The 24161-nt window shown below is 42.3% G+C and carries 26 protein-coding genes and 1 pseudogene; 17 read left to right on the top strand and 10 right to left on the bottom strand.

Features of this window, described 5'->3' with window-relative positions:
• The first annotated feature begins 18 nt into the window (after positions 1-18).
• Positions 19-816 carry an AraC family transcriptional regulator gene (locus QWZ01_RS24460; RefSeq protein ID WP_290328125.1) on the top strand — a complete coding sequence of 266 codons (798 nt, stop codon included), beginning with the start codon at positions 19-21 and terminating at the stop codon, positions 814-816.
• Between the two features lie 24 nt (positions 817-840).
• On the opposite strand, the gene QWZ01_RS24465 is transcribed toward QWZ01_RS24460, so the two are convergent.
• The 3 genes from QWZ01_RS24465 to QWZ01_RS24475 form a co-directional block, all read right to left on the bottom strand.
• Entirely contained in the window at positions 841-2583 is a 1743-nt protein-coding gene (locus QWZ01_RS24465; RefSeq protein ID WP_290328127.1) for an MOSC and FAD-binding oxidoreductase domain-containing protein, read from the bottom strand.
• Positions 2584-2808: 225 nt separating this feature from the next.
• A complete protein-coding gene (gene mug / locus QWZ01_RS24470; RefSeq protein ID WP_290328129.1) occupies positions 2809-3321 on the bottom strand; it encodes a G/U mismatch-specific DNA glycosylase in 513 nt (170 codons plus the stop codon).
• Positions 3322-3541: 220 nt separating this feature from the next.
• Positions 3542-3871 carry a YegP family protein gene (locus QWZ01_RS24475; RefSeq protein WP_290328131.1) on the bottom strand — a complete coding sequence of 110 codons (330 nt, stop codon included), beginning with the start codon at positions 3869-3871 and terminating at the stop codon, positions 3542-3544.
• Between the two features lie 202 nt (positions 3872-4073).
• On the opposite strand from QWZ01_RS24475, the gene QWZ01_RS24480 reads away from it, so the two are divergent.
• Positions 4074-4484 (top strand): hypothetical protein, encoded by a 411-nt coding sequence (locus QWZ01_RS24480; RefSeq protein ID WP_290328133.1) that lies wholly within the window; start codon positions 4074-4076, stop codon positions 4482-4484.
• Positions 4485-5088: 604 nt separating this feature from the next.
• Here QWZ01_RS24480 and QWZ01_RS24485 read toward each other — a convergent pair.
• Entirely contained in the window at positions 5089-5283 is a 195-nt protein-coding gene (locus QWZ01_RS24485) for a LuxR C-terminal-related transcriptional regulator (RefSeq protein WP_290328135.1), read from the bottom strand.
• Here QWZ01_RS24485 and QWZ01_RS24490 point away from each other — a divergent pair.
• Positions 5217-5732, top strand: coding sequence for an NADPH-dependent F420 reductase (locus QWZ01_RS24490; RefSeq protein WP_290328745.1), 516 nt, complete (start codon positions 5217-5219; stop codon positions 5730-5732). The two genes, QWZ01_RS24485 and QWZ01_RS24490, sit on opposite strands and share 67 nt — an antisense overlap.
• 281 nt (positions 5733-6013) lie before the next feature.
• Here QWZ01_RS24490 and QWZ01_RS24495 read toward each other — a convergent pair whose 3' ends face one another.
• The gene (locus tag QWZ01_RS24495) at positions 6014-6307 is read right to left on the bottom strand and encodes a putative quinol monooxygenase (protein ID WP_290328137.1); all 294 of its coding nucleotides are present in this window, start codon (positions 6305-6307) and stop codon (positions 6014-6016) included.
• Positions 6308-6471: 164 nt separating this feature from the next.
• Between QWZ01_RS24495 and QWZ01_RS24500 the strand changes: the two genes are divergently transcribed.
• Complete coding sequence (locus QWZ01_RS24500) at positions 6472-7014, top strand: hypothetical protein (protein WP_290328139.1); 543 nt, start codon at positions 6472-6474, stop codon at positions 7012-7014.
• Between the two features lie 123 nt (positions 7015-7137).
• Positions 7138-7716, top strand: coding sequence for an RNA polymerase sigma factor (locus tag QWZ01_RS24505; RefSeq protein WP_290328141.1), 579 nt, complete (start codon positions 7138-7140; stop codon positions 7714-7716).
• 95 nt (positions 7717-7811) lie between these two features.
• Here the strand turns inward: QWZ01_RS24505 and QWZ01_RS24510 are convergent, their stop codons facing one another.
• The 3 genes from QWZ01_RS24510 to QWZ01_RS24520 all read right to left on the bottom strand — a co-directional run bounded on the left by QWZ01_RS24510 (position 7812) and on the right by QWZ01_RS24520 (position 9469).
• Complete coding sequence (locus QWZ01_RS24510; protein ID WP_290328142.1) at positions 7812-8381, bottom strand: DUF4142 domain-containing protein; 570 nt, start codon at positions 8379-8381, stop codon at positions 7812-7814.
• A 64-nt stretch (positions 8382-8445) separates the two neighbouring features.
• Positions 8446-9114, bottom strand: coding sequence for an MBL fold metallo-hydrolase (locus tag QWZ01_RS24515; protein WP_290328144.1), 669 nt, complete (start codon positions 9112-9114; stop codon positions 8446-8448).
• A gap of 10 nt (positions 9115-9124) precedes the next feature.
• Positions 9125-9469 (bottom strand): response regulator, encoded by a 345-nt coding sequence (locus QWZ01_RS24520; RefSeq protein WP_290328147.1) that lies wholly within the window; start codon positions 9467-9469, stop codon positions 9125-9127.
• 1023 nt (positions 9470-10492) lie between these two features.
• On the opposite strand from QWZ01_RS24520, the gene QWZ01_RS24525 reads away from it, so the two are divergent.
• The 5 genes from QWZ01_RS24525 (at position 10493) to QWZ01_RS24545 (ending at position 13853) form a co-directional block, all read left to right on the top strand.
• Positions 10493-10786, top strand: coding sequence for a helix-turn-helix domain-containing protein (locus QWZ01_RS24525; RefSeq protein WP_290328149.1), 294 nt, complete (start codon positions 10493-10495; stop codon positions 10784-10786).
• A gap of 103 nt (positions 10787-10889) precedes the next feature.
• The gene (locus tag QWZ01_RS24530; RefSeq protein WP_290328152.1) at positions 10890-11243 is read left to right on the top strand and encodes a plasmid mobilization protein; all 354 of its coding nucleotides are present in this window, start codon (positions 10890-10892) and stop codon (positions 11241-11243) included.
• Entirely contained in the window at positions 11218-12426 is a 1209-nt protein-coding gene (locus QWZ01_RS24535; RefSeq protein WP_290328154.1) for a relaxase/mobilization nuclease domain-containing protein, read from the top strand. Before QWZ01_RS24530 ends, QWZ01_RS24535 begins: the two co-directional genes overlap by 26 nt.
• Before the next feature lie 249 nt (positions 12427-12675).
• The gene (gene traJ, locus QWZ01_RS24540) at positions 12676-13701 is read left to right on the top strand and encodes a conjugative transposon protein TraJ (RefSeq protein WP_290328156.1); all 1026 of its coding nucleotides are present in this window, start codon (positions 12676-12678) and stop codon (positions 13699-13701) included.
• Positions 13698-13853: a hypothetical protein gene (locus QWZ01_RS24545; protein WP_290328158.1), complete on the top strand. Its 156-nt coding sequence runs from the start codon at positions 13698-13700 to the stop codon at positions 13851-13853. Before traJ ends, QWZ01_RS24545 begins: the two co-directional genes overlap by 4 nt.
• Positions 13854-14086: 233 nt before the next feature.
• On the opposite strand, the gene QWZ01_RS24550 is transcribed toward QWZ01_RS24545, so the two are convergent.
• Positions 14087-14470, bottom strand: a complete 384-nt coding sequence (locus tag QWZ01_RS24550; RefSeq protein WP_290328160.1) for a helix-turn-helix domain-containing protein — start codon at positions 14468-14470, stop codon at positions 14087-14089.
• Positions 14471-14610: 140 nt separating this feature from the next.
• Between QWZ01_RS24550 and QWZ01_RS24555 the strand changes: the two genes are divergently transcribed.
• The 6 genes and pseudogenes from QWZ01_RS24555 (at position 14611) to QWZ01_RS24580 (ending at position 21707) form a co-directional block, all read left to right on the top strand.
• A complete protein-coding gene (locus QWZ01_RS24555; protein ID WP_290328162.1) occupies positions 14611-16131 on the top strand; it encodes a HEPN domain-containing protein in 1521 nt (506 codons plus the stop codon).
• Positions 16132-16726: 595 nt separating this feature from the next.
• On the top strand, positions 16727-17005 hold the full coding sequence (locus QWZ01_RS24560; RefSeq protein ID WP_290328164.1) for a hypothetical protein: 279 nt from the start codon (positions 16727-16729) through the stop codon (positions 17003-17005).
• A 270-nt stretch (positions 17006-17275) separates the two neighbouring features.
• Entirely contained in the window at positions 17276-17923 is a 648-nt protein-coding gene (locus tag QWZ01_RS24565; protein WP_290328166.1) for a hypothetical protein, read from the top strand.
• Between the two features lie 375 nt (positions 17924-18298).
• Positions 18299-18850: pseudogene (locus QWZ01_RS24570) on the top strand (DUF932 domain-containing protein); the annotation flags it as partial.
• Positions 18851-19376: 526 nt separating this feature from the next.
• Positions 19377-21188, top strand: a complete 1812-nt coding sequence (gene ltrA / locus QWZ01_RS24575; protein ID WP_290328168.1) for a group II intron reverse transcriptase/maturase — start codon at positions 19377-19379, stop codon at positions 21186-21188.
• A 15-nt stretch (positions 21189-21203) separates the two neighbouring features.
• Complete coding sequence (locus QWZ01_RS24580; protein ID WP_290328170.1) at positions 21204-21707, top strand: DUF932 domain-containing protein; 504 nt, start codon at positions 21204-21206, stop codon at positions 21705-21707.
• Positions 21708-22422: 715 nt separating this feature from the next.
• On the opposite strand, the gene QWZ01_RS24585 is transcribed toward QWZ01_RS24580, so the two are convergent.
• Complete coding sequence (locus tag QWZ01_RS24585; protein ID WP_290328172.1) at positions 22423-22647, bottom strand: hypothetical protein; 225 nt, start codon at positions 22645-22647, stop codon at positions 22423-22425.
• Positions 22648-23150: 503 nt separating this feature from the next.
• On the opposite strand from QWZ01_RS24585, the gene QWZ01_RS24590 reads away from it, so the two are divergent.
• Positions 23151-24107, top strand: coding sequence for an NHL repeat-containing protein (locus tag QWZ01_RS24590; protein WP_290328175.1), 957 nt, complete (start codon positions 23151-23153; stop codon positions 24105-24107).
• Positions 24108-24161 lie beyond the last annotated feature (54 nt).

Here is a 24161-nt window from a genome sequence, read left to right on the forward strand (position 1 = left end):
ATTAGACAAAGTAATAAAATGAGTTTACCAGCGTCTCTTGAAGAAATCGAATTACGTGACGATTCGATATTTGTAATGCATGAAAAATGCGAAAAGTATATCCCTTTTCATAAACACTCCAAAAATCAACTCACCTATGTGGAGGGTGGGCTTGGCTATATCAGATTCAGGGAAAAGCTGTTCGTGATACCTGCGCGCCATTATTTCTGGATACCTGCGGGTGTAGAGCATACGATAACCATAGGCCATTCGGCAACAAAGTGCAGAACGCTGTTTTTTCATACCAATGGCGATGCGGGAAATGAATTTTACACTAAAGTGGGGATCTACCCGATAACTGATCTGCTTTTCCAGATGATCAAATTCACCGAGCAATGGAATGCGCATATTTTGCCCGGCGATGAACCATTTGCGTTTTTGCAAAGTATCAAGAATATTCTGCCGCAGGTAAGTAATCAAATACTTTCGGTTGCTTTACCATTTACCGAGAATGAGCGAATGTTGAAGATTTTGGCCTACATGGAAGATAATCTTGCGGAAAGCCATACTTTGCAAAGTATCAGCCAAAGGTTTGGTGTAAGTGAGAGAACCTTGTCGCGGTTTTTTCAATCAACACTTAACGTTTCTTTTCTTCAATATCTTAAGTTGTTAAGAATGGCAAAGGCATTTCAACTAATTGTTGCCAATGAGCATTCACTGGCCGAGGTAGCCTTTTTATGCGGTTATCAGAGTTTGTCGTCATTCAGTAACACATTTTACCAGGTTACCAAAACCCGCCCTTCTGAACATTTAACCGCAGTGCATAGCCCGGTTTAAATAAGGATATTAACTGAAGCCCATTTACAGGTCAAGATCAACGGGGCTTATGGGTATGCTACAGCAAAGCAATACATTACCATCTGCAGGAAGGTCGAGGGGATCGGGAGAGTAGTTAACCTGCCCATCAATCATTCCTGTTTCGCAACGATGGCAAACACCCATGCGGCACGACCATAAAACTGGTACATCACAAGCCTCTGCCGCTTCCAGTAAACTACCAAAGCGCGGATGCCACCGAAATGATATTTTGCTTTTACTAAAGGTAACCAATGGCCCATGGCCGGTATTTTCTATTGGTGGGTGAGGAGCCTTTCCGTTTGCTCCCAGCGCTTCCGGCTGGCTGCCAAATAGCTCGAATTTAATTTTATTGTCTGCTATCCCGATAGTTTTCAACGCATCTGTAATATTATGGAGATAAGCCGATGGTCCGCAGAGGTAACACTCACTTTCTTTGGGTAGTTGCAGGGCTTGTAATTGCTGCAAATTCAGATGGCCTTTAATATCATAGTCGGTGCCGCAAAGTTCATGATCATTAGGTGAGCTGTATATCATCACCCTGTGAAATGCGGATAACCGCATTCCGATAGATCTAACCTCATCGCTAAAAGCTTCGTAAAGTTTGTTCCTGCATGAATGTATCCACCAGATAGGGCGGTTAGAATCGTGACAGGCAACTTCATGCAGGATACTTAATAATGGGGTAATGCCCACGCCTGCACTCAGGAGTACTAACGGGGCTTTACCTTCGGCCAATGTGAAAGTGCCGCGCGGCGCACTAATCTCTAAAGTATCGCCATCATGTACGTGTTCATGCATGTATGTACCCCCTGCGCCATTGGGTTCCAGCTTTACCGCAATGCGTAAATTGGTTGCACCCTGTGCTCCGCAAAGGGAGTACATGCGTATCAGCGGAGCACTCCCCGGTGTAGGATATATTTTAACCGCGATGTGCTGCCCCGGTAAAAAGGAAGGTATCGGGCTGCCATCGGGCGTAGCAAGTTCAAATGAGCGTACTCCTTCGCATTGTGTTTGAGTGCGTTGTACCACAAATGGCCGAAAACCGGTCCAGGCAAGTTGTACCGATGCACCGCTCAGGCCTGCATTTCCCTTCGCTACGCCTTGCAAAGCGGCGTTGAGCAAATCATGAAAAGAACCTTGCCAGGCCTTGCTAAGTGCAGGTATCTTTAAAGCCTTTTGTAATTTATCTGCCGGATGATCTTTCAAATAAAGGAGGCCGTCAATTTCGGCAACGCTCATTTTTTGATCTCCGTTTGCTATCTTTTCTATTTTATCCCCTGCGCCAACATCACCTTCCTGTATAACGCGGAAGTAAAACCCCGGCCGTTTGTGTTTAACAAGTAAAGCAGGCATTTCCGGAACACCCGTGCTGATGCCAACGCGCCAGCAAGTAACCCGGGGCTGAGTAACCTCAAAAATAGCCGAACCGATATGGAAACGGTCGCCAATACAAACCTCGTTATCGGCCAATCCTTCTACTGTAAGATTTTCACCAAATTGCCCGTAAACAAAATCCTGGCGTTGGAGCGTATCACGCCAGTATTGGTATGATTCGGCCTGATAAACCATTACGGCACGGTGTTCGCCTCCATGACCTATAAGGTCTGCCTGGGCATCGCCGTCAAAATTGAGCTTTCTGATGCGTACACGTCCGTCAACAGGCGTTTTGTAAACGGATGTTCTCACCATCTGACCGCGCCAGGAAATTTCCTGTGGCTGGCCTACATTTACGGATATGACTTTCATACTGAAACGCGTTATACCTGCTCATTTAATATTGGCTGTTGATATCTTAGGCTATTTAGAGCTTTTATGGGCTATCACCTGATAGTGTAAATATGCCAGCTTAGCTTACATACCTATATCAATTTTAAAGTAGATAAAATTACCCTTTTAATGATGCAAGCACAAGCAATGTTTATTAAATATTAAAGCTTGTTTTTTTATTTAAACTTGTTGATTTTGTGGTTTTTATATAGGGGATATAGCCTCGTGTAATTCCTTGTAGTGAGTTACAAGGTCGGCCAGCGTAAATCCCCGGTTTAGGCCGCTTGGGTTAGGTAATACCCATACCCTTGCTCCGCAAAACTCCTCAACCTGAAGCCCCCACTGAATCAGTTTTTTACCAGAAAAGGCGATGTAGGCAGGCTTGCCTAAAAATGCAATGTACTTTGGCTTATAATGTGTCATTTTGAACTTGAAGGCTTCAATAGAATCGGCAAATTCATCTTTTGAAAGTTCATCTGCACGAACCGTAGCCCTTGCAACAGCAGTAGTTAAGCCATAGCCAAAATCAAGTATGGATGCATCATTTACTGGTGCGATTTCGTGCGGAGTAAAACCTGCCTGATGCAAAACTTTCCAAAACCGGTTACTTCGTCCGGAAAAATGGTGCCCGTCCCACGCAGATTTTAAACCGGGGTTAATTCCGCAAAAAATCACCGTCAGATTTTGGGCAATAAGATCAGTTAATATCGGGGGCATTGGATTAATTTAAGATGATCCGCGATTCCTGCAAAATTATGGCTGCCTATGTATTTGTTGAATACGAATATGGTCAAAGTTTATCCGAAAGCAGACAAATTGAAGGACGATTGTTTACAAAAAGGCCTGCAAAATATTTTCCTGCAGGCCTTTATATCTTTGATAAGCTTCATTGCACCGGTTTTAAACCATAGTGCCGTGAATAGTAAATATGAATTGTTTATTCTTCTTCAACAGTGGGGGCATTCGGTGCATTCTTTTTAACCGACTCAATACCATTATCGCGGCCGGCAGTGCTTTCATACATTTCGCTTTTACCAATAACCTGGCCGTTAGAGGCTTTGAGGTTAAAATAGTATTTGCCGTTTTTTGAGGTTTCCCTGTCGTAGCGGCCATCATCGGGGGCATTCTTTTTTACTGATTCGATACCGTTATTCATGGCCGATGCAGAAGAATAGCCTTCGCTTGATAGAATTACCTGACCGTTTGTGGCAACGAGATTAAAATAGTGTTGACCGTCTTTGCCTGTTTTTGTTAAAAACTTTCCCATAATTTTAATTGATTTTATAAACAAGATATATATTATTTAAAAATAATTAAAATCATCAAAATTTATTGATAATCAGGTACATCATATCAAAAAATATTTGCAAATTTATGTAGGTTTAAAAAGTATCTAAACCCGCAACCTATTACAAACTGAATAAATTTTCTGTAACACATTTAATCAATTTTAAAACTTATTCTTTTTTATGAAAAAACTATTCACATTGGCGCTTTCGTGCTTCATCTTATTAAGTGCGAGCGCATTTGCTCAAAAAACGGATTCGCTGAAGAAAAAATCTAAGGCAAAAGCAAAATCAAGTATTACCAAAGCTGATAAAAAAGCTAAAGATGCAGCTACAGATGCTTCTGCAGCTACCGAAACTGCTACAGCTAAAAAGGCAGATGACGCTAAAGATGTAGCTAAAAAGGCAACCAAAACTAAAACCGCTGCTGCAAAAACTGCTTCTGAAGGTGTAAATAAATCAGAAGATAAAGCCATAGGAAAAGATGCTAAGGGACGGACTATATATTTAGGTCCTAAAGGCGGGCAATACACTGTATCGGAAAGCGGTAAAAAGGTTTACCTGAAAACAGCTGATAAGCTTAAGGTAAATTAAAATTTTCATCTTGGGTAAAAAGAGCCTCAGAAATTCATTTTCTGAGGCTCTTTACGTTTCCAGAACATTGGATATCATAGAATACTTGTGCCGCTTCGTTTTCAGCGGGGAGGTCGTTTATGCCATTATACAACTGAGGGGATTGGAATACAACAAAACCCAGTTATTAAGTTGATTTTGTTGTATTCTGGCGGAGAGGGAGGGGTTTGTACTTAACAACTTTCTACCCCTATATGCTCCATATATAGTGTTTTTTTAAAACAGGTCTCTAATGAGACCCCCTCAAAAGGACTCAACTTACTCAAAATGATATGTAAATATACGGCAATTTCTTCCCTAAACCCAAGACAAGTCAGAAATATTAAAGTTCCATTCTTTTTGAAATTGTGATTTATCTACTTAGGTTAAAAAATTTAACATTTGCAGGTTGCTGGGCTTTATTGCGTGATTAACTCTCCTTATAGATTAAATATGCAAGATAGATTCCCTTGAAAATAATTTTTTATAACGAATTATCAATCGGACATAAATGGTACATATCACTCTGATATTTACAATGAGTTATGACTATGAGAATTTAAGCGACAAATATAATGTATAATAATTACTTGACTTTGAATAGGTTGCTTCTTATAGCATACAATACCAACCCCACACGTGTTTTAACTTGAAGTTTAATGAACAGTGATTCCCGGTGGTTGTCTACTGTTCTGGGACTAACGAACGGTCTTACTGACCAATAGCCGCGGGGCAGACAGTCTAAAGGATAAAGCGAAACAACTTGGTGAACTGGCTTCACCTGCTGACTTAAAGGATGTCGGGGACGCAGAAGTTTTCTTTCTAATGGTACCCTGGTCAAAAGTCCGTGTGGTATCGGGCTCGCTGCCCGACCTGAAAGGTAAAGTGCTGGTTGATGTCACCAATCACTTCCTAGACAATATGGAACTGGCGAACCTGGAGGGTAAAGCCTCCAGTAGCATTGTAAAGGGTTACTTGCCCGGTACAAAATTGGTAAAAGCCTTAAATCACTATTTTGAAAAATGGGTAGACGCGAACCCGGAAGTAGAAAATGGCCGAAGGATGGCTTTTGTAGCCGGTGACGATCAGGATGCAAAAGCACTCGTTTCGGATCTGTTATCAGCGTTCGGCTTTCAACCCGTTGATATGGGCAACCTCGCGACGGGGAGCCTGCCACAGCAGGCTGGTGGACCACTTGCCGGCTTGAATATTGTTAGCTTTCCCGTTTGATGTTACTTTGCCAGTATAACTTCAAGTATTAATCTTACTTAGAAACCATCCTTCATTTTGTCGTGCATCATTTTGTCTTGAACAGGGGCTTTAGCTGCTGCGTTTGTGTTAGCTATGGCGCTTTAGCTCAATGCGCCCTCCAAGCAGGCTTTCATTTATTATTTCATGTTATTTAATTTTAATATACCAACAGCTGTGAATATGACGCTACTAAAATGGAACTCTGAAACAGGCGGCAAAAACGCCCTAAAACATGGCCAGCAACAGATTCGGACCTTTCTTTATTTAACCGCTAGGATGTCCACCTTTTCAATCACCGGGTCGGCAGCCAGCAGTTCAGGCGCTTTGGCCATTAAGGCAGCAGCGATCTGTCCGCCCAAATGCGCCTGGCGGCCCTCTTCGGTCTCAAAAGTATCGAAGATGCCGAAGGTCGAAGGGCCGAGCTGCAGCGCATACCAGCTGATGGTTTGCGATTCTGCCGCTGCCAGCGGCAGCGCGCTTTTGATGAAGTCGGCGACTTCCTGTTCTTTTCCGGGTTTGGCCTCGAGGCGGGCCAGCAGTGCAAATTTTATCATGAAAGCTTGTTGTTTAATTAAATGATCAAAGATAAACTATCCGTGAATATTTTCGCATCAATTTCTATTAGATCAGTTAAGTCATACTCCCGGAAAGAATAACTAATAGTTTGCACTCCAGCATCCAGCAGGGCGAAGTATGCGTAGTTCTTATAAACACACCTATGAAAAATTGGCTGCTGGTACAACAATTGATCCGCCTGGAGCGCGGTTCCATCGAATGGAAGGCCAGAAACGGCCTTAATATCCTGCGAATTTCGCTCGGTCTGGTGTTTATATGGTTCGGGGTGCTTAAATTTTTTCACGGTATCAGCCCGGCTGAAGAGATTGCCGGCCGGACCATCCTTAAACTCACTTTCGGCACTGTTAAGCCAACCGTTTCCCTACCCGTACTGGCTGTATGGGAGTGCACCATCGGTTTAGGGCTATTATTCCGACGCTGGCTGACGCTGACCCTTGGCCTTCTTTATTTACAAATGGCGGGAACTTTTTTGCCGCTCTGGTTTTTCCCCCACGAAACGTTCAGCGCGCTTTTTATACCGACTCTGCTCGGGCAGTACATTATCAAAAACATTGTGCTTCTATCAGGAGCTATCGTTTTAGGCGCGACGGTTAGAGGCGGCAGGCTGACTGCAAGCGCCGATACTATTTGGCCGCTGAACCTAAAGCTACTGAACTTGCGTAAGCAGGCGCCCAAAAGCGTTTGAATTCAGCCAAACAACTTTTCCGAATTCTTGTTAATCCTAACAGACTGACCCCTGCGTACTTATCTTTAATCCGGCTTGCCAGACCCACCGATAACCATTCAGATTAAAGGTCACCAGTAAAACATGGCCAGACGCAAAATCAAACTCAGCGAAGAACTGCTGATCCGTGCAATACAGGAAAAAACCGAATTGGGTGCTAAAGCATTATATGACATGTATGCAAGCTCGCTGATGGGGGTCATCAGCAGGATTGTTCCGGACCAAATGGTGGCAGAAGATATCTTACAGGAACTGTTTCTTAAGATCTGGAACACTTTTGATAAATATGATGCCGTAAAAGGCCGTTTATTTACTTGGGTGGTCAACCTCGCACGGAATATGGCCATCGATGCCCTCCGCAAAAAAGTTTACCGGCAGCAGGCGCTGCACGTGGACCTGGCCGAATATGGCAGCGAACTGGCGCAGGCGTCCCCGCAGTTTGACCCCACCGACTTCAAACTGGTGCGCTCGGCAGTCGTTAACCTGCCGGACAAAGAACGCCAGGTACTGGAACTGATCTATTTCAAAGGCTTTAAACATACCGAAGTGGCCGACGCCCTGCAAATGCCGCTCGGCACCGTGAAAACACGTTGCCGCGCCGCAATAAAAAAATTAAGGGAATACTACCTGTCCGACAGGCGAATAGTTGCCTGTAGCGCTTAACTTAAACTCGGTGCCGTTGTTTCTCCGCGAAAAAACCAAATAAAAAGGCGGGACCTTGTCCCGCCTTATAAATGTTGAGTATTTAAATAATAATTTTAAGCACCCAATTCTTTTAATATCCGGCTCGTAATGGCCACATGCTCTTTAAATACCGCAAGTGACAATGTGGCCAAGTGTCTGCCCTGGTTTTCAGCTGCACCAGCCATTTTTCCTTTACTGATGTAGTTTTGCGCGAGGTCTCGTAAAAACTCGTGGTTCTCTAATTGCGCCTTGATATAGGCTTTGTCAAATTCAGGACCTGCCGGGGTAGACTTGATCTTTTCCAATGTGGCTTTTGCTTTGGCATCCATCATCGGTACTGGTGTTCCCAGGTCTTTCAGCACGCCCGTTACCGCAATAGCTTCCCCGAGTTCAAAACCCGCAAATTCTTTCGCGTTTTTGTTGGTGGCTTTATTCACCGCGATTTGGCTAGTCGCCAGAGATAATTCGGCCGGGCCGATTACGCCCATACGAAATTCTTTTTCGTTGGCTGCCATTGGATTGTCGACAACAGTTGCTGCTTCGGCATTAAAAGATGTTAGCATACTGCCCGCTACTGTCAGGCCTGCGCTCAATGCTATAGATTTTTTTAAAAAATCTCTGCGCTCAATGGTGTTGTCTTTCATGTTGATTGTGTTTAAAATTTTAGTTTTTGATATTTTAAGGTTCTTCCTAAAGAACTAAAAGCATTTACTCTTGACTGATCACCACAGCGTCACCCGGCTCTCCCGCACTGTAAAATTTAATATTGTTCTTTTCAAAATGTTCCGTGTAATTTTCATACCGCTGTTTTAAAAAGAAAGGTTTCGCATAGCCGTCGTGTACCGGCATCACCTCTTTCGGCTTGATCCGGTCAGCAAACCCGGCAACCGCAAGTTCGGTAGTAAAGGGCGCCATGATTGGTAGGATCAGTAGGGGAATACCCTGATATTCATTTAATTTTTCATCAAAGGAATCTACGGGATGAAGGACAAGCTGATCAATGACATATGCCTGCATATCAGGTGCCGGACTATCCAGTAAAGGCTCATGTTTAACATTAATAACCTGCAACAGAAAATGCCCGAGCGTCATTTCACCTTCTTCGACAATTATACTTTCCAGGCCGGCTTCCTCAAGTTCCTGGGAAACCTCTGCGTTGGTATAGATGGTCGCCTGGCTCAACTCGATGATCTTGCGAAGGTTTTCGGTGTCCATATGGTCAGGGTGGTTATGGGTGATGATCACCGCGTTGATATCTACAAAGGTGTCAGGCTTGACCAAACCTTCCGCAAAGGAAAATTTGCCGGGATCGAATAATAATTTAAAACCGTCTTTTTCAAAAAGCAAACAGGAATGGATGTATTTGGTGATTTTCATGGATTGCGTATTAAGCGGCGGCGTAAAAGCCGACCTTTTGGATAAGTACGTCAATATCGAAAGGTTTGGCCAGGTAATCATTGGCCCGGCAACCCCCGTCTTTTAGAACTTCCTGTTGGTGACTGGCCGAAACCATAATGATCGGTATCGCCTCGGTAGCGGCTGCCAGTTTAAGTTCCCGGCAAATATCCCGGCCGTCCATATCGCCCAGCATTACATCCAGCAGGATCACATCCGGATGAAAATCATCCACAGTGCTATTGACGCTGTGCCCGTCAGCAAGTTCGCTGACCTCATAACCCTCGCCTTCGAGGATCAGGTATATCATATTGCGGATGTCGTCATCGTCATCCACGACAAGTATTTTTTTATGATTTTCCATTTTAATCAGTGTTTTTCATCACACTAATTAAAAAGAGCGGCCAAATCCGCTTTTCCTTCACAGGTGGATGTAGATAAATATTTTAAGCTGCTTTTTTCACAGCTTTAAGCTGCTGCAAATCGCTTTTCAGCAAAGCCAGCAATTGCAGGTCGAATGATTTTAACAAAACAGCGGTTTTGGCGGTCGTTTTCATAATTGTTGATTTGATAAGCTAAATGGGCTAATAACCGTGCCATACGGTTTGCAGGCGGCGACACGCTTACAACCGGCTACGGCTGTAGCCTAATCGCTACAGCGATGACCTAATCAGCGGTTTAAACTATTTAAAGAAAAGCGCGGGCTGCAGATCTCAGCCCGTCCAATCAGCGAGATAAAATATAAAGTGGTATTTCAGCAATATTTCGCCGGTCCATATCGGTCCGGTCAACCAGAGCTGGGGTCGACGGGAATTTTATGTGACTGATGCGGACGGGAATACTTTGCGGTTTTGCCAGTAATTATTTTCTTTTAGGAAGTACATTCAGTATTTATTTCCACTTTGATGTAGAAGGTTTGCGCACTTTACTCTAATTGTCGTGCCGAGATTCCCATCATTTAACTCCTTTGATTATCAGACATAATTCAAATTTTTTAGGCATCAGTGGAGCAATTTCCGTATTTTTATTTGCTGCCGAGAGGGATATCGGCAATCGCAAATTAACTTCATTCAAACCCAATGTGTATTAACATTGTATGACCAAAAACAACGAAGGCAGTAACATTTTCATGTAACTGCCTCGTTATCAGTAGCGGGGAGCAGGATCGAACTGCCGACCTTAGGGTTATGAATCCTAAATCTTTATCAATAATTTCAAATCCGACTCGGACAACCTCGGATTTAATTCCCATTTCGTTCACTCAATTTTGTATCAGAGCATTGCAGACCAAATCAAGGCGGATAAAAGTCCAACTCAATTGAATCGCTTAAACTCGAAAACATTACAAAATTGAAAAAGGATGGCAACAGAAATTATCACAAGAGAAGACCTGACTGAGTTCGGAGAAAGACTCGTTAATCAGATCAAGGCATTATTGTTAGGCGGGTCGGCCGAAGGTCAACCGGCAAAATATCTTAAAAGTTACCAGGTCAAGAACCTGCTCAAAATCTCCAGCAATACCCTCCAGACGCTCAGGGACAACGGGACCATTCCGTTTACCAAAATAGGCGGAATCCTGTACTATAGTTTCGAGGATATCCAAAAAGTCCTTAGGGGTGAAGTGCAAAGTAAGCGAATCCGGTTGAGTAGATAAAACTGTCTTTACGATATGGAGCAAGCCATGTTTTCGCTACGCTTAAACGGCTTGCTCCTACGGAGACGAGCGTGATTTTGCACTTCGTTTAAAATCAAAGATTATGGGAAGACCAATGGTAAATAAACAAGACAAAAGGGTAGTTCAGGTCAATATACGGTTAACTATTCCTGAGAACGAACGAGTTTGCGTTAATGCAGAAGCATCAGCCATGACGCCCGCCAACTGGATAAGACAAAAAATCTTTACCGGCAAATTTCCGCAGGTCAAAGTATCGCCGCTAACAGCGGCTATGTACAGGGAACTCCATAAGATAGGAGTCAACCTGAACCAGATCACCAAGCAAATGAATGAAGGCAAACAGCCAAATTTCATAGGTGTGATCGCAGAACTGGCCAAAAAGCAAGGGGAAATTTTAAAAATGTTGATCCATGACAGCAGACCAGGTGAAGGGTAAAGGATTCAGGGGAGCACTGAATTATAACCTCGAGAAAGTGAGTAAAGGGAAGGCCGAGGTGCTGGATTCCTCCTTTACCGAAATTAAGGAAAAGGCGATCATGGAGGAGATAAAAATGGTGAGGATGCAGCGGCCAAACCTGGCCAAATACTTTTATCATACCTCGCTGAACTTTCCGCCCGCTGAAAACCTGGGCAATGAACAAATGAACATGATTGCAAATGAATATTTGAACAATATGGGCTTTGACCAGCACCAGTTTATCATTTTTCGCCACTATGACGCTGATCATCCGCATCTCCACCTGTTGGTTAACCGTATCGGTTATGACGGCAAGGTATTATCCGACAGCAATGATTACCAGCGCAGCGAGGCTGTTTTAAGAAAGCTTGAAAAGCAATACGGTCTTACGGCGGTAATTTCCAGTAACCAGGCACAGGAAAGAGCGATGACCAAAAACGAACTGGAGATGATGAAGCGAACAGACGCGCCATCCGCCAAAATGAAACTTCAGGTGATCCTGAAAGAGGTATTGAATAAGAAACCAACCACGGAACAATTCATCAGCCAGCTGGAGATCAAAGGCATTAACGTCCGGTTCAACCAGGCCAGTACCGGCTTTATAAGCGGCATTTCCTATGGTTTTGAGGGTTTGCAGTTCAAAGGACAGCATTTAGGTAGCGCCTACAAATGGTCATCTGTAAAAAACAGTATCAGTTATGAACAAGAAAGAGATCGCGCAGCAATACACCAGGCAAATCTTAGAACAGCAGCCGGAAAAGGAGCAACAGGAACCGATACCAGATCAAGCATCGCAGCTGCAAAAAGATATCGAGAACGCCAGGAAACTGCTCGTGGAAATACAGTTGCTGCACCTCAAGGCACAGGACAATTACAGGAAAGGATCAGAAAAGCGGATAGCGGAAACCGTTTATCCGCTTCGGGAACTGGAGACGCTGGCCAGAAACATCGCCTTCCAGATCAAAATGACGGTAGCCAGTACGGAACAGATCAGGCAGGACAACAACAGGGTAGGCGGCAGATGGCTCATCAGGGTTTACCTGATCGCGGTCTTATCAGCGATCTGCTCAGCGCTGACCACCATGATGGTGATATGGCTGATAGCACGTTAACCCAAAACCTGCGCAAAAAGCGGAAGAAGAAACGCCGCCTTTCGCTGTAAATACCTATTGCTGCAAATGAAGAAAGCTGTAATTGTAGAAACCTATCATTATAGGAAAACAGCAATACAGCAATAAAGAAATACAGCACTGGAGATTTGAAGAAATGTAGAAATGAACAATGAGGTTATTGAATAAATGAAGAATCAGGACAATGAATAAATGAACATTTAAAGAAAAGCAGTTGGCGACTATAACCCTATGACCAAGGCATGACAATTCAGTTAATATTCACCGCAAATTGAAATCGTATGAAAAGGAAATGGAAAAACACCCTGATCACCGGCGTGATCATTACCTGTACGCCACTTTGGTGCAGTGCAAACAGTATCATCGGCAATCTTCAAGGTCTGCAGGGGACATTGGATAATGTTTATGAGGAGATGCTGTCAATGTGCAGCCAGTTGATCGGCGCCGGAAGAGCTATAGCAGGTTTTGCAGCGCTTATCTATATCTCGGCAAGACTATGGCGGCACATCGCGGCAGCAGAGCCGGTAGATTTTTATCCGCTGTTAAGACCATTTGCATTGGGTATGGCAATCCTGCTTTTCCCGGCTGTGATCGCCGTCATGAACGGGATTTTAAAACCAGTAATAACGATTACCCAAAACATGGTGCAAAATTCAGATGTTTCCATCGAACGCCTGCTCAAAGCAAAAGAAGAAGCATTGAAAAACACGACGGAATGGCAAGCCTATATTGGGGATAATGGTAAAGGGGATGAAAACAAATGGTATAAATACATGCATCCGGATGACAAAACAGGCAGCGGAAATGACGGCATGCTGGACGGCATCACCAACGGTATGAAATTCTGGATGGATAAACAGGCCTATGCATTTAAAAACAATATGAAACAGTGGATGTCGGGTGTACTGGAAATAGTGTATCAGTCCGCCGCGTTGTGCATCAATGCCATTCGGACCTTTATACTTATCGTATTGGCCATACTTGGCCCAATAGTTTTGGGGTTAAGCGTATTTGACGGGTTCCAGCATACATTGACGCAATGGATAGCCAAATATGTGAACGTATATCTTTGGCTCCCTGTAGCCAATATTTTCGGGTCGATCATCGGTAAGATCCAAGAAAACATGCTTTCACTGGATATCTCCCAGGTGCATGGAACAGGGAGCACGTTTTTCAGCTCGACAGATACGGCTTATATCATATTTCTCATTATCGGTATCGCAGGCTATTTCTGCGTGCCATCAGTAGCGGGGCACATTGTTCACGCAGCTGGCGGAGGCGCATTATTGCAAAAAGTAATACCATGATCATTCAGAGCAGTTCGGGCGCGGTAAATAGTACCTATCAGGCAGGTTCTGTAATTGAAAAATTAGGTAGCTGGATAAAGTCCGATAAAAATCAAAACTCCAATTCAGATTCTTATATGCTGAATAAGCTTAGCGGAAAGGATAAACACTAATTAGACGAAAAAACGGATGCACAAATAAAGGCCTTTGGTCCACACTGAAGGCCTTTGCTATTTAATATTTTCGGTTTTTTGCTGACAGATTTGTTATCGCCAAAATTATCTTACAAAGAAATCAATAGTTCCACTAATCTGTAGGACTCTATCCATTGAGTCCTTGCATTAACTGATTATGTGGCATTGTTCGACAAAACCTAATGGATTTCTCTTTTGGCGAATCACGATAACTATTTTTTACTTAGTAGCTCATTCTTTTCTTTTTCTGCCTGGAGCAGGCGTTCTAATAAGGCGACTTTCTCATTATACAGCTCCACAATTTTATCAATCGGGTTGAAGGTACAGTTATAATTAAATCCAGAACTGTTGTCGTGAAAGTTATTAAAATAATTGAACACAGCCTCCTCGGTAAAGTTTTTGATCGCTTCTGATGGTATTCCCAACACGTTAGCAATTTTTTGAAGGGCGTCTTCTTCGACATCCGGACTTTGTTCAATCTTCGAAATTGCTTGTTGGCTGATACCTAAGGCGGCAGCTAATGCTTCTTGTTTCATGCCACGCAGTTCACGTAGTTTACTAATTTTTCTGCCGATATGTAAAGTAGATTCTGACATAATTCAAAGGTATTAATTATAGTAAATGTACAAAACAACTGACAATTTGTAAAATACAACTGCGCATGGTTCGGTACGTTTAAGCCACGTCTTTCTTTTGTGTTTCCGGTTAATGGAGACCGGTTCTAATGGAAAAGATTATGGAAAACAATCAATGTAACTCCCGTTTATTTTATCCTAAATACCTTGACGCGGAGGAGATCAATGACCCTTTGAATGTAATACAAGATTTTTTTTCAGTAGACTGGCTGCCGGGGCACATGGAAAAATTACGCGAGTGGCGAAAATATGTCATCGAGCAAAATCATTACGATGAAGTAAAAAACAGCTCGGCCACCTTATTGTATACACATCAGCTCAATGCGAAATTACTGGAAGCTTTATACATGCTGAGCAAGACTAAGCTAGCTAATAAGCTCGCGGATGCAATTAATATCCATTTTGAGGAGCAATTACACCACGAAGAAAGTACCTGGCTTCATTACCCGGTATATCTTTCTCCGATTCAACGCATCAATCCATATTTGGCCTTAAGCAATATTTTCCAGGTTTATTCAATTGACCAGTATCGTGATTTTCTCTATGAGTGGCTGGAAACAGGTTTTTCAAATGATTCGGCGGATGAAACACTTGATATAAGTGACGTCATTTATTTTTACGAGAACATGCAAAAGCTTTATGAAGTTGCATGGATCATACGGCAGCGAGAATTCGATCCCATTTTAAAAGAGAGTTGGGACAACAATGAATTAGAGCTGGGGGTTAAGTCACAAAAAACTTCGGGCTTATCGCTGATTAAAAACAACTGCAGTTTTAACGAACAACCAAACCCAACCGAATGGACAGGTATTAATCAATTAGTTCAGTTCATATTGCAAAAAGTTCTTTCGCCGCAACTCATTATCTTTTTAGGCACACATCCCCATCCCAGCACCATTTACCTATTGATCATTGTCGATGATCGGGAAAAAAGGCCGGACCATGAGATCGTTAAAAAAATAGAAGATAATTGCGGGCATCTGATTAACGTTTACGCTATTGTCCATAAAAGCGGTGCTTTTATCAAAGCAATTGGAGAGGGTGATCGTTTTTTTAACAATGCATTGCTCAATAATAAGATTTGCTATCAATCGGCAGATATCATATTGCCGGAGTTAAAACCGAGAGATCAGGTGGATTTAAAAACGACCATCGAAGGTTATTGGAGAAGATGGGGCTGCCAAGGTAAAGACTTTTGGAACGCCGCCTTAAATGCTCATCATGACGATAATAATAACTTAGCTGTGTTCCTGATGCACCAATCTGTAGAAAGCACACTCAATGCCATCATACGAATTATCTTAGGATACCGCTTAACTATTCATAATCTCAAAAAATTACTGGGGCTCACATTATTGTTTACTGATGACCTCATAAATGTATTTGATTCAAGCTCGATCGAAGATGTGCAATTGTTGACCCTCCTACAAGACGGTTACTCCGCTGCCCGATATAAAGAAGACTTTAATACTGAATCGAAGGCAGTCAAAGCACTATTAGACAAAACAGATAAGATTGTTCGACTTGCAGAAAATTGCTATGAAAAAGCTAGGAATATATCAGATGATGAAATTCTTAACATAGAGAATCTATGCGAAAATTGTTCAGAGCATGAGTTATAGGAGCGTTCGTCCTTCGCTTCTCGTCCCTACAATATGTTGAGCTTTTAGCAATTGGCTACATCTCTTTTTTATGGAATGGTAGTTGTTCTTTATTGAAAATATTAAATATGAAATTATGGCAACTAAAAAGAAAAAAGATCCTTGCTGGTCAGGGTATAAGAAAGAGGGAATGAAAAAAAAGAATGGTAAAAATGTCCCTAATTGTGTTAAAGAATCTTCTAAAAAGGACGAATAAGTTTCTACAAAAGTTTAACAGCTTAAAAATACCGCTGGCGGGTTTCCCGTCAGCTATTAGATTTGGCGTATAGTAGCATACGATCATATAACATGGACCAGACCATTAATTCTTAATTTCTTCTGATGGAAATTGAAAACTCATTTATAATTACCTATTCAACGGTGGCAGTTTTAAACCGATTTAATATTCTATTTCCCTTGATCAAACCAAGCAGATTGTACAACAAAGTTAATATACAGGAAAAAAGCAATTAATACAGCGGATATTTATGACTCGTTAATCCGCAAAACTACCGCCAGCTGGGCCATCGTAAGTATTGCTTTAGTTCTACGACTAATATTAGGATACTTTTTTAAAATGTCGTTCAACTTTGGCTGTCCTTCTGGCCAGACTTTGCGCTATATTCTTTCCCTGAAAAAGATGCCGTCTCAATCCTGGACAGGTGGAACTTTAGCATTCAGCACCCCAAAACAGCTGCTGCATTTTTGCTCCGCTGCAAAAGCATTCGCTTTCCTGCAATTATCAAAAGCTCCGATTAAGCGCATCATTCAGGACCTCACTTGTTTACCCGCTTCATTTTATTACGGCGGGAAAAGCTGCGCTTGCCTTCATCCTGCACTTAACCGATTGCTATAATAAAAGATTTTTCAAGGTGCAATTTTCCAAAGAAAACGGACAAAAGCGGCGTCAAGTTCGGTCAGCCCCGGTCGTACGAACGCATAATGTCCTCCGCTTTGCTGCGGCCACCCTTCGGGACTTATAGTTCTCCCGCCCGGGTTTTCCGACCGTCTTTTTGACTTTCTTTTTTACCGTTTTTTCTTTTTGAAAAAAAACTTTTCAGGGAAAGTCTTCGGGAAAAGAGGTAAACAAAAAACAAATTTTTAACCCTTTTAAATCATTCAAAAAATGAAAACAACAGAAAAAAATGCGAACGGCGTACAAGGTGCCACCGCAAAAGGCAACCAAACAGTTAACCGCACCGAGAACCGTCCAAGTCTGACCGGAAAAGAGGCTAAACCTAATGAAAACCCAAAAGATCAAACACCTGCCGAAAACGCGCAAGCCGACAAAAACGGCCAAGCCGGGGTTAACACTAATAGCCCTATACCTGCTAAAGCTACGTCGTTCACCACAGGTCACGGAATAGTTGAGCCCAAACTGGAGCCTACAGAAACCGGGGAAATGAATACGAGTAAAGAGAAAGCAGCACCCGCTAAAACCGAGGAAATAAAACACGAGGCTAAAAAAAACTCTTTGAGTTTAGAGCAAACTTTGAAATCGGTAGAAGGCTTGCACCGGCTAAGCATTCAACGCATCACCCTGTTATCCCGAATCAAATTACTGGAAGATTTTGAGGTAAAACTGATTGAGGGAAACGACGAGTTAGAATATAATCCTTATCAGGGTTGCAAGCTCATTATCAAGGATGATAAAGGCAGGGAGTTCTTTACCAATACGCCGAACCTGATTCGCCTTGTTGCACAATTTATTTTCGATGCGTGCCACGAAAAACTGGCCGAAATTGAAGGAAACATCATTTTCCCCAATGCTTAAATTTTGCTTCCATCTCAAAAACTATTGAGATGGTGAGCATTTTTTATGATTTCACAAAAAACACCAATCCCTATATACATGCAATTTATAGAACTGACCAACTGAATATTTTGAGAGGACACCCCAAAAAATTGGCTAAAGAGAATTTCGTAAGGTTTCAGTGAGGACTCATCGATTTTATGAACAGCTACCAATTTCAAAGCGATTCAGGACACAATTTTTTTACCAGTCAAAGTGAAAATTAAAACCAGCTACCAAACATTCACGATGCTATTACCGAACTGCAGACCGAAACGGATCACACCATCGGCAGCACCGAAAATGTACAGATAATTGAAACGCAAATAATTACTTAAAAACTAAAAATTAAACATCATGGCACATCAAATAAATTTCAATCAGAAAACATGCAAGGACAGCTTTATGAGTGTTAAAGAAAAAACCTGGCACGGGTTAGGGCATATTATAGATCGTTATCCCACCAGTAGCGAAGCGATTCAGCACGCTGGTTTAGATTACATTGTCGAAAAACGCCCTTTATTTACTTATGATACCGCCAACCATTTAGGCGAGGGTAGCGATGATATCATGATCCCCGAGATAGAAGTGCCTAATTTGTTTGCAACCGTTCGTGCAGATACCGAACAGGTTTTGGGGGTAGTAGGTAATGATTACGAGGTAGTACAAAACCGTGATGCGTTTTCGTTCTTTGATGAAATAGTAGGCGGTGGCGATGGTATTTTATATGAAACCGCAGGAGCATTGGGCAATGGCGAGCGTATATTCATTACAGCTAAACTTCCGGATTATATCAAGGTAGGCAGGCAGGATTTAATTGAACAATATCTGTTCCTGACCACCTCTCATGATGGATTCGGCAGCATCACCGCAGCTTTTACACCCGTGCGTATTGTTTGTAACAACAGTGCGACTCGTTGGGCAGCCTAATAAGCTGTTCGAGTCTCACCCGTAAGGGTGGATTTAACTTTTAATCAATTCAGTGAAATGCTGATGATGGCGGCTTATCCATCAAAGTCCATCCGACCCTTAACCTGCCAAGAGAACAGGGAATGGGAAGCTCGGAGAAAAGTCAAACCGACGGAGCGATGCCGTATGAGGGAGATGGGACGAACTAAATATGATAACCTCGTTGAGGTATCGTGAGCAGATACGCTGTACCCACATCGTATGGTACAGTCTTCCAGTCAACAGGAGCCCAGTCTGTTAGAGGGTAATCCATAAGCTTGTATAGGACTGGCGGTATAGAGAGGGGTCTAAGTTTAGGTAAACATTGGTTAAAGGAACGAGGAAACCGAATATCACTTTGCTGTGAAGCAATAAGTACTCTTGAACGAATGTGATATATCGGGTAGGAACAACGACCAAGCAAAGGCTGGTTGGCTACGGTTGACCAGATACGCCAAATTCGTTGTGGATTTAACAAAAGGTACAAATGAAAGTAACTAAAATGCTGAAAGTTAACAGATGGGAAGACATAGACTGGAAAATAGTCGAACAATGTGTCTTCCGAAAGCAAAATCAAATGTATCGGGCAACGCTTGCCAGTAACATTACTGAAGTAAGAAAATTACAAAGGGATTTACTGAAAGACTCGTACGCCAAATTATTAAGTGTAAAAAGAGTTACATCTGAAAACACAGGAAAGCACACGCCGGGTGTAGACGGGGCAATCATTCTAAAGAATACGGAAAGATTGCGACTGGCTCAAAGGATGAACCTTGATAAAGATTACAAGGCCAAACCATTGAAAAGGGTCTACATACCAAAATCGAACGGTAAGTTAAGACCGTTGGGTATTCCAACGATTGAAGACAGAGCCTATCAGGCGTTGGTCAAAATCGCATTAGAACCTGAATGGGAAGCAAAATTCAGCGAGAACACTTATGGTTTCAGACCTGGAAGATGCACCGCAGATGCCTGCATGGCAGTATGGCACAACCTAAAGAACCGTAAAGGAGAAGTAGTTGTGCTGGATGCTGACATCGAGGGATGTTTCGATAATCTCAATCACCAGTACATACTGGATACAATGAAAGGGACAAGTAGCAATATTCTAAGGGCAGTAAATCAATGGTTCAAGTGTGGTTACATTGACGACGGAATACTACATGATACAGAAGCGGGCACGCCGCAAGGCGGTGTGATTAGCCCCTTGTTATGTAATATCGGATTATGGGGTATCGACTTTGAACTCTATAATCACCTGATAACAACAAGAACGCCAAAGGACAGAAATCTTAAACCTTTTGTAGGGTTTGTTAGCAACATCAAGAAAAGATGTAGGGAGCATGCCCCATCGGTGGGTTTTATGCAGTATGCTGATGACTTTGTTATCGTATGCGAAAATAAAGGCTACTTAGATAAGGTGATGGAAGTACTTCCGCAGATATTGGAGAAACGAGGCTTGAAGCTAAGTCCATCCAAAACTCGTCAAGTAGCATTCCACAAAGGTGAGAGCTTTAAGTTCCTCGGCTTTGTGTTCGATAAATGGAAAAGCGGTAAGCATGACAAATTACATAAAGTCACGTTCTACCCTGATCCTGATAAAGTGTACGCTTTTGCTAAGAAAATCAGAGAATGGACGAAAATGGTTCGGCTATTTGAGTACAGTAACAAAATTGAATTTACTAAAAAGGCAGACTATTTGAGAAGAATGGTCAACGGGTGGCTGAACTATTACAAATGGGCTATGGATGCTTCACACGGATTTATGAAGCTAAGGCGAGAATTGGATACAATCCTTTACAAAGCTTATGAAGACGTACACAAACACCGTAGCAGTAGATTTGACTTTATGACGCGGTACGTAGGGAAAGTTGAACGAAGAGGGAGACTGGTAGACCGCTACATATTGGGTAACGTAGCATTTGGGATATTTGATATTAGCACAGAAGTATCATGGAAGAAAGTTCAAACGGCAAGAAGTCCTTTTGATGGAGATACTGAATATTGGAGTTGCAGAAACGCCATATTAACGGGTACGGTATCAGAAAAGCTATATAAGATACAAAAGAGCAATTGCGCTATGTGTCTGAATAGCCTACACTGGTATGAATCATGGGAACGACACCACAAGAACAAAAATCGGATGGATAATAAGCTATCAAATATTCAATTAGTTCACAAGCGTTGTCACCGCAAGCAACATTATGCGGATAAGTTAAGTCTGGGAGCTGGATGCCCTGAAAGGGGCACGTCCAGATCTGTGGGGAAGGTTGAGGGGCGACCCTTGACCTCACCCTAACCGCTTAACGCTGCCATGAATAACCATTCAGGGGCTATTAAAATACGTCATACAGCCTCAGCAACCGAGCGCCTGAAACAGGCGCATACACTAATGGGCATCAGCAGAACATTAGGTGGTGAACTGGAGGAATTATTTAACCACTGGGCGAAAGTACGCATTACTGATGCCGAATTAAAAAAATTGATACAGATTGCAATGGCACCTAATAAGGAGGTTTTAGAAAATTTAGCCGGGGGGAAATTAGACTTGTTATCTACCCATTATACCAATATCGTAGATAACGTGTACGAATACGCATTAGGTAGCCAAACCCAGCAAATGGAAACCACAGCCGGAATGGTGTTTGGTGCTTACAACAGTGTAACAGGTTATTTTCAAAATGTTCGCAGTTTCAAAAATGACGAAGCAAAGTTTAAATCTATCATGGATGGAACAGCCAAACAACGGGCGCAGACCGCTTTTAATCTTTGCCGTGATTTTGCAGTGCGGGGTAGCGAAGCCCTGATTTACAATTAATCATTACAAGGGGGAGCAATCCCCCTTGTTTTCAAAATGCCCGGCGGCGGACTATCGCCCGCCCGAACAACGCCCCCTGTTTTCGTATCGTTTAATGATTCTTTGGTGAAAACAGGGGGCGCTAAATATGATTATAGTGACTTCTTCTGCAAAAAAAAACAGAAGGTCTCCGAAATATCTCTCCAAGGTTTCAGCCAATAATTCAGATAATTGATCCTTGATCAAAGCAATCGGGTGTTTACGTCATAGCTTACATTTAAATTTGGCTTGAGTTTTCTATTGTTCAAAACATCCAGATATGTTTCTCCAGCAGGTTCAAATTTTCCTCAAGTAATAAACATCGCTTTGCTTTTAGTGTCTGGGTAAGCCGGCGCTTGAAAGTATTTTACAAAAGACGGAAATGTGCGCTCTAAGACCATCTAAGGGTATTTTCTTTTCCTACTCGCCGAGCGATGTAGTGGTGTTAGTTATGGTCTCCTTAAGTTCTACAGCAATAATTTTTTTGGTCTGCGTAGAATGGTGGAGAATCGCAGATGCTTTTTATCGGGTAATGACAACTCCGCAAAATTGCTGTCCAGCAACTTGGCTCGTTTAGAACGGTTGGGGAGATCAACCTTTTCAGATTGTAATCCATGAAGCTTTTACCTATTTTCAGGATGGCCGTCATAAATAAGATTGGGTGTGATGGGATCGCGCTGCTGCTGCAGCTTCATGATCATTTTATAAAACACCAGCGCATAACATTCCTGCCGGAATTTACCTTTCGGATAAGCTGGTTAAAGTCAAACCCTACTTTTTTTAATACAGCGTACGTTTGCAGATCAATCCGGGGTGCGGCAGTTTTAGGAAATCTTCCCTGGGGGATTTTACGCCGGACAATGGCACTTACAGACTTGCCAAAAACTTTTAAATATTTTTCCAAAGTTTTTAACTCATCCATTGTCAAGCGGAATATAAAACGGGCTGATATTTATTTTTACCGTCTGATTTGGATCTCGCCATAGCCTTATAGTTGAAGTTGTATGTTACTCGGCGCTGGAAGGATTGTGCGTTAAAAGCGCAAGTATTGAAACCATCGTTGAGGACTTGGTCATTTTGAGGAATAATAAAAAAGTCTTCGGAGAGAGTTAAGGTCCGGCTGGTTACGTTACATTTAGCCTGCCAAATAAATTACCTAGCATTATAAAATAGGCCTTAAAAAAAGCGGCAGTGCCTGCTTTTAAAGCATTCTCTTGGGTAATAACTTGTGATTATTCCACAAGAAGCATTTTGAAATAATAGCTGAGCTAACAACTTTTCCCATTATTAGCACAGATATTACTTTAAGGATTAATACGTATTAATTAGAAGTATATTTATTAATTATAAGTAACAACCACCCGAACTAAGGAGAAGCCCTCATTTTTGTATTAAAAGTTTTTTAAATCCTGTAAATTTTTAACCATGAAAAGAATTGTTGTACTTATGTCTGCAGTGTTGTTAATTGCAGCATTTTCCTGTAAGCGCAGTAACGAAGTCGAACCGGAAGCCCCGGCCACTGTTTCCACAAACCCTAGCCTGATCGTACAAGATGTTTCACCTGTGCCCATAATTGTCGCGGGGGCGAAAGATCAGGCCGGCTATACTAATGGTACTGGGGGAAGTGCTAGGTTTAACCAGCCTTATGGAATTTTTGTAAATACTGACGGGACATTGCTGGTTACCGACCAAAAGAACGGTGCTGTAAGGAAGATAGCCAATAGTGTGGTATCGACTATTGTAAAAAACACAATTTTGACAGGAAGTACCAGCATAGCCGCCACAAAGGATGGGACAATAGGACTTAATGATGAGGGCACAATTGTCTTATATAAAAATGGATCTTTTAATGTTATCGAAGATGACTTTTGTGTACATTGTTCCGTAGGAGGACTGAATAAAAATGCTGATGCGACCTTTTTTTGGTATGCTGATAATTATTATGATGGCGACTCTTGGGTTAGTTTAGAATCAATAAAGCCTGACGGAAATGCGGCTGTGGGCAACAGACCGATATACAATAGTCCAGATGGTTCTTTGGTTCAAGCATCAGCAGTAAGTACCTCATTGAATGACAACAAGTTTATCACGCTGCAACATGGAGTTTACCAGGTAACCCATTCTGGTGTGATAAATAATATCTTATCCCCTAATACCTTTGGCGGTCTTACAGATATCGCAGTTAATAAAGATGGTACAAAATTATATGTGGCGGATAAAGGAGATATCAAGCTGATTACCCGTTGCAGTACATGTCCAACCAAATTGACAGTTTTGGTGGCTCACGTTGACGCCACAGGATTAGCATTGTCAAACAGCGAAAAGGTACTATTTTTTACCAGCGTCAAACATCACACCGTTAGTAAAATCAACTTACCATAGCAGAAACAGACAAGAAAGCTTGTAAAGCGACACCACCTGATGACTTAAGATGCA

This window comes from Mucilaginibacter aquaedulcis (assembly GCF_030409325.1).
Lineage (GTDB): Bacteria > Bacteroidota > Bacteroidia > Sphingobacteriales > Sphingobacteriaceae > Mucilaginibacter > Mucilaginibacter aquaedulcis.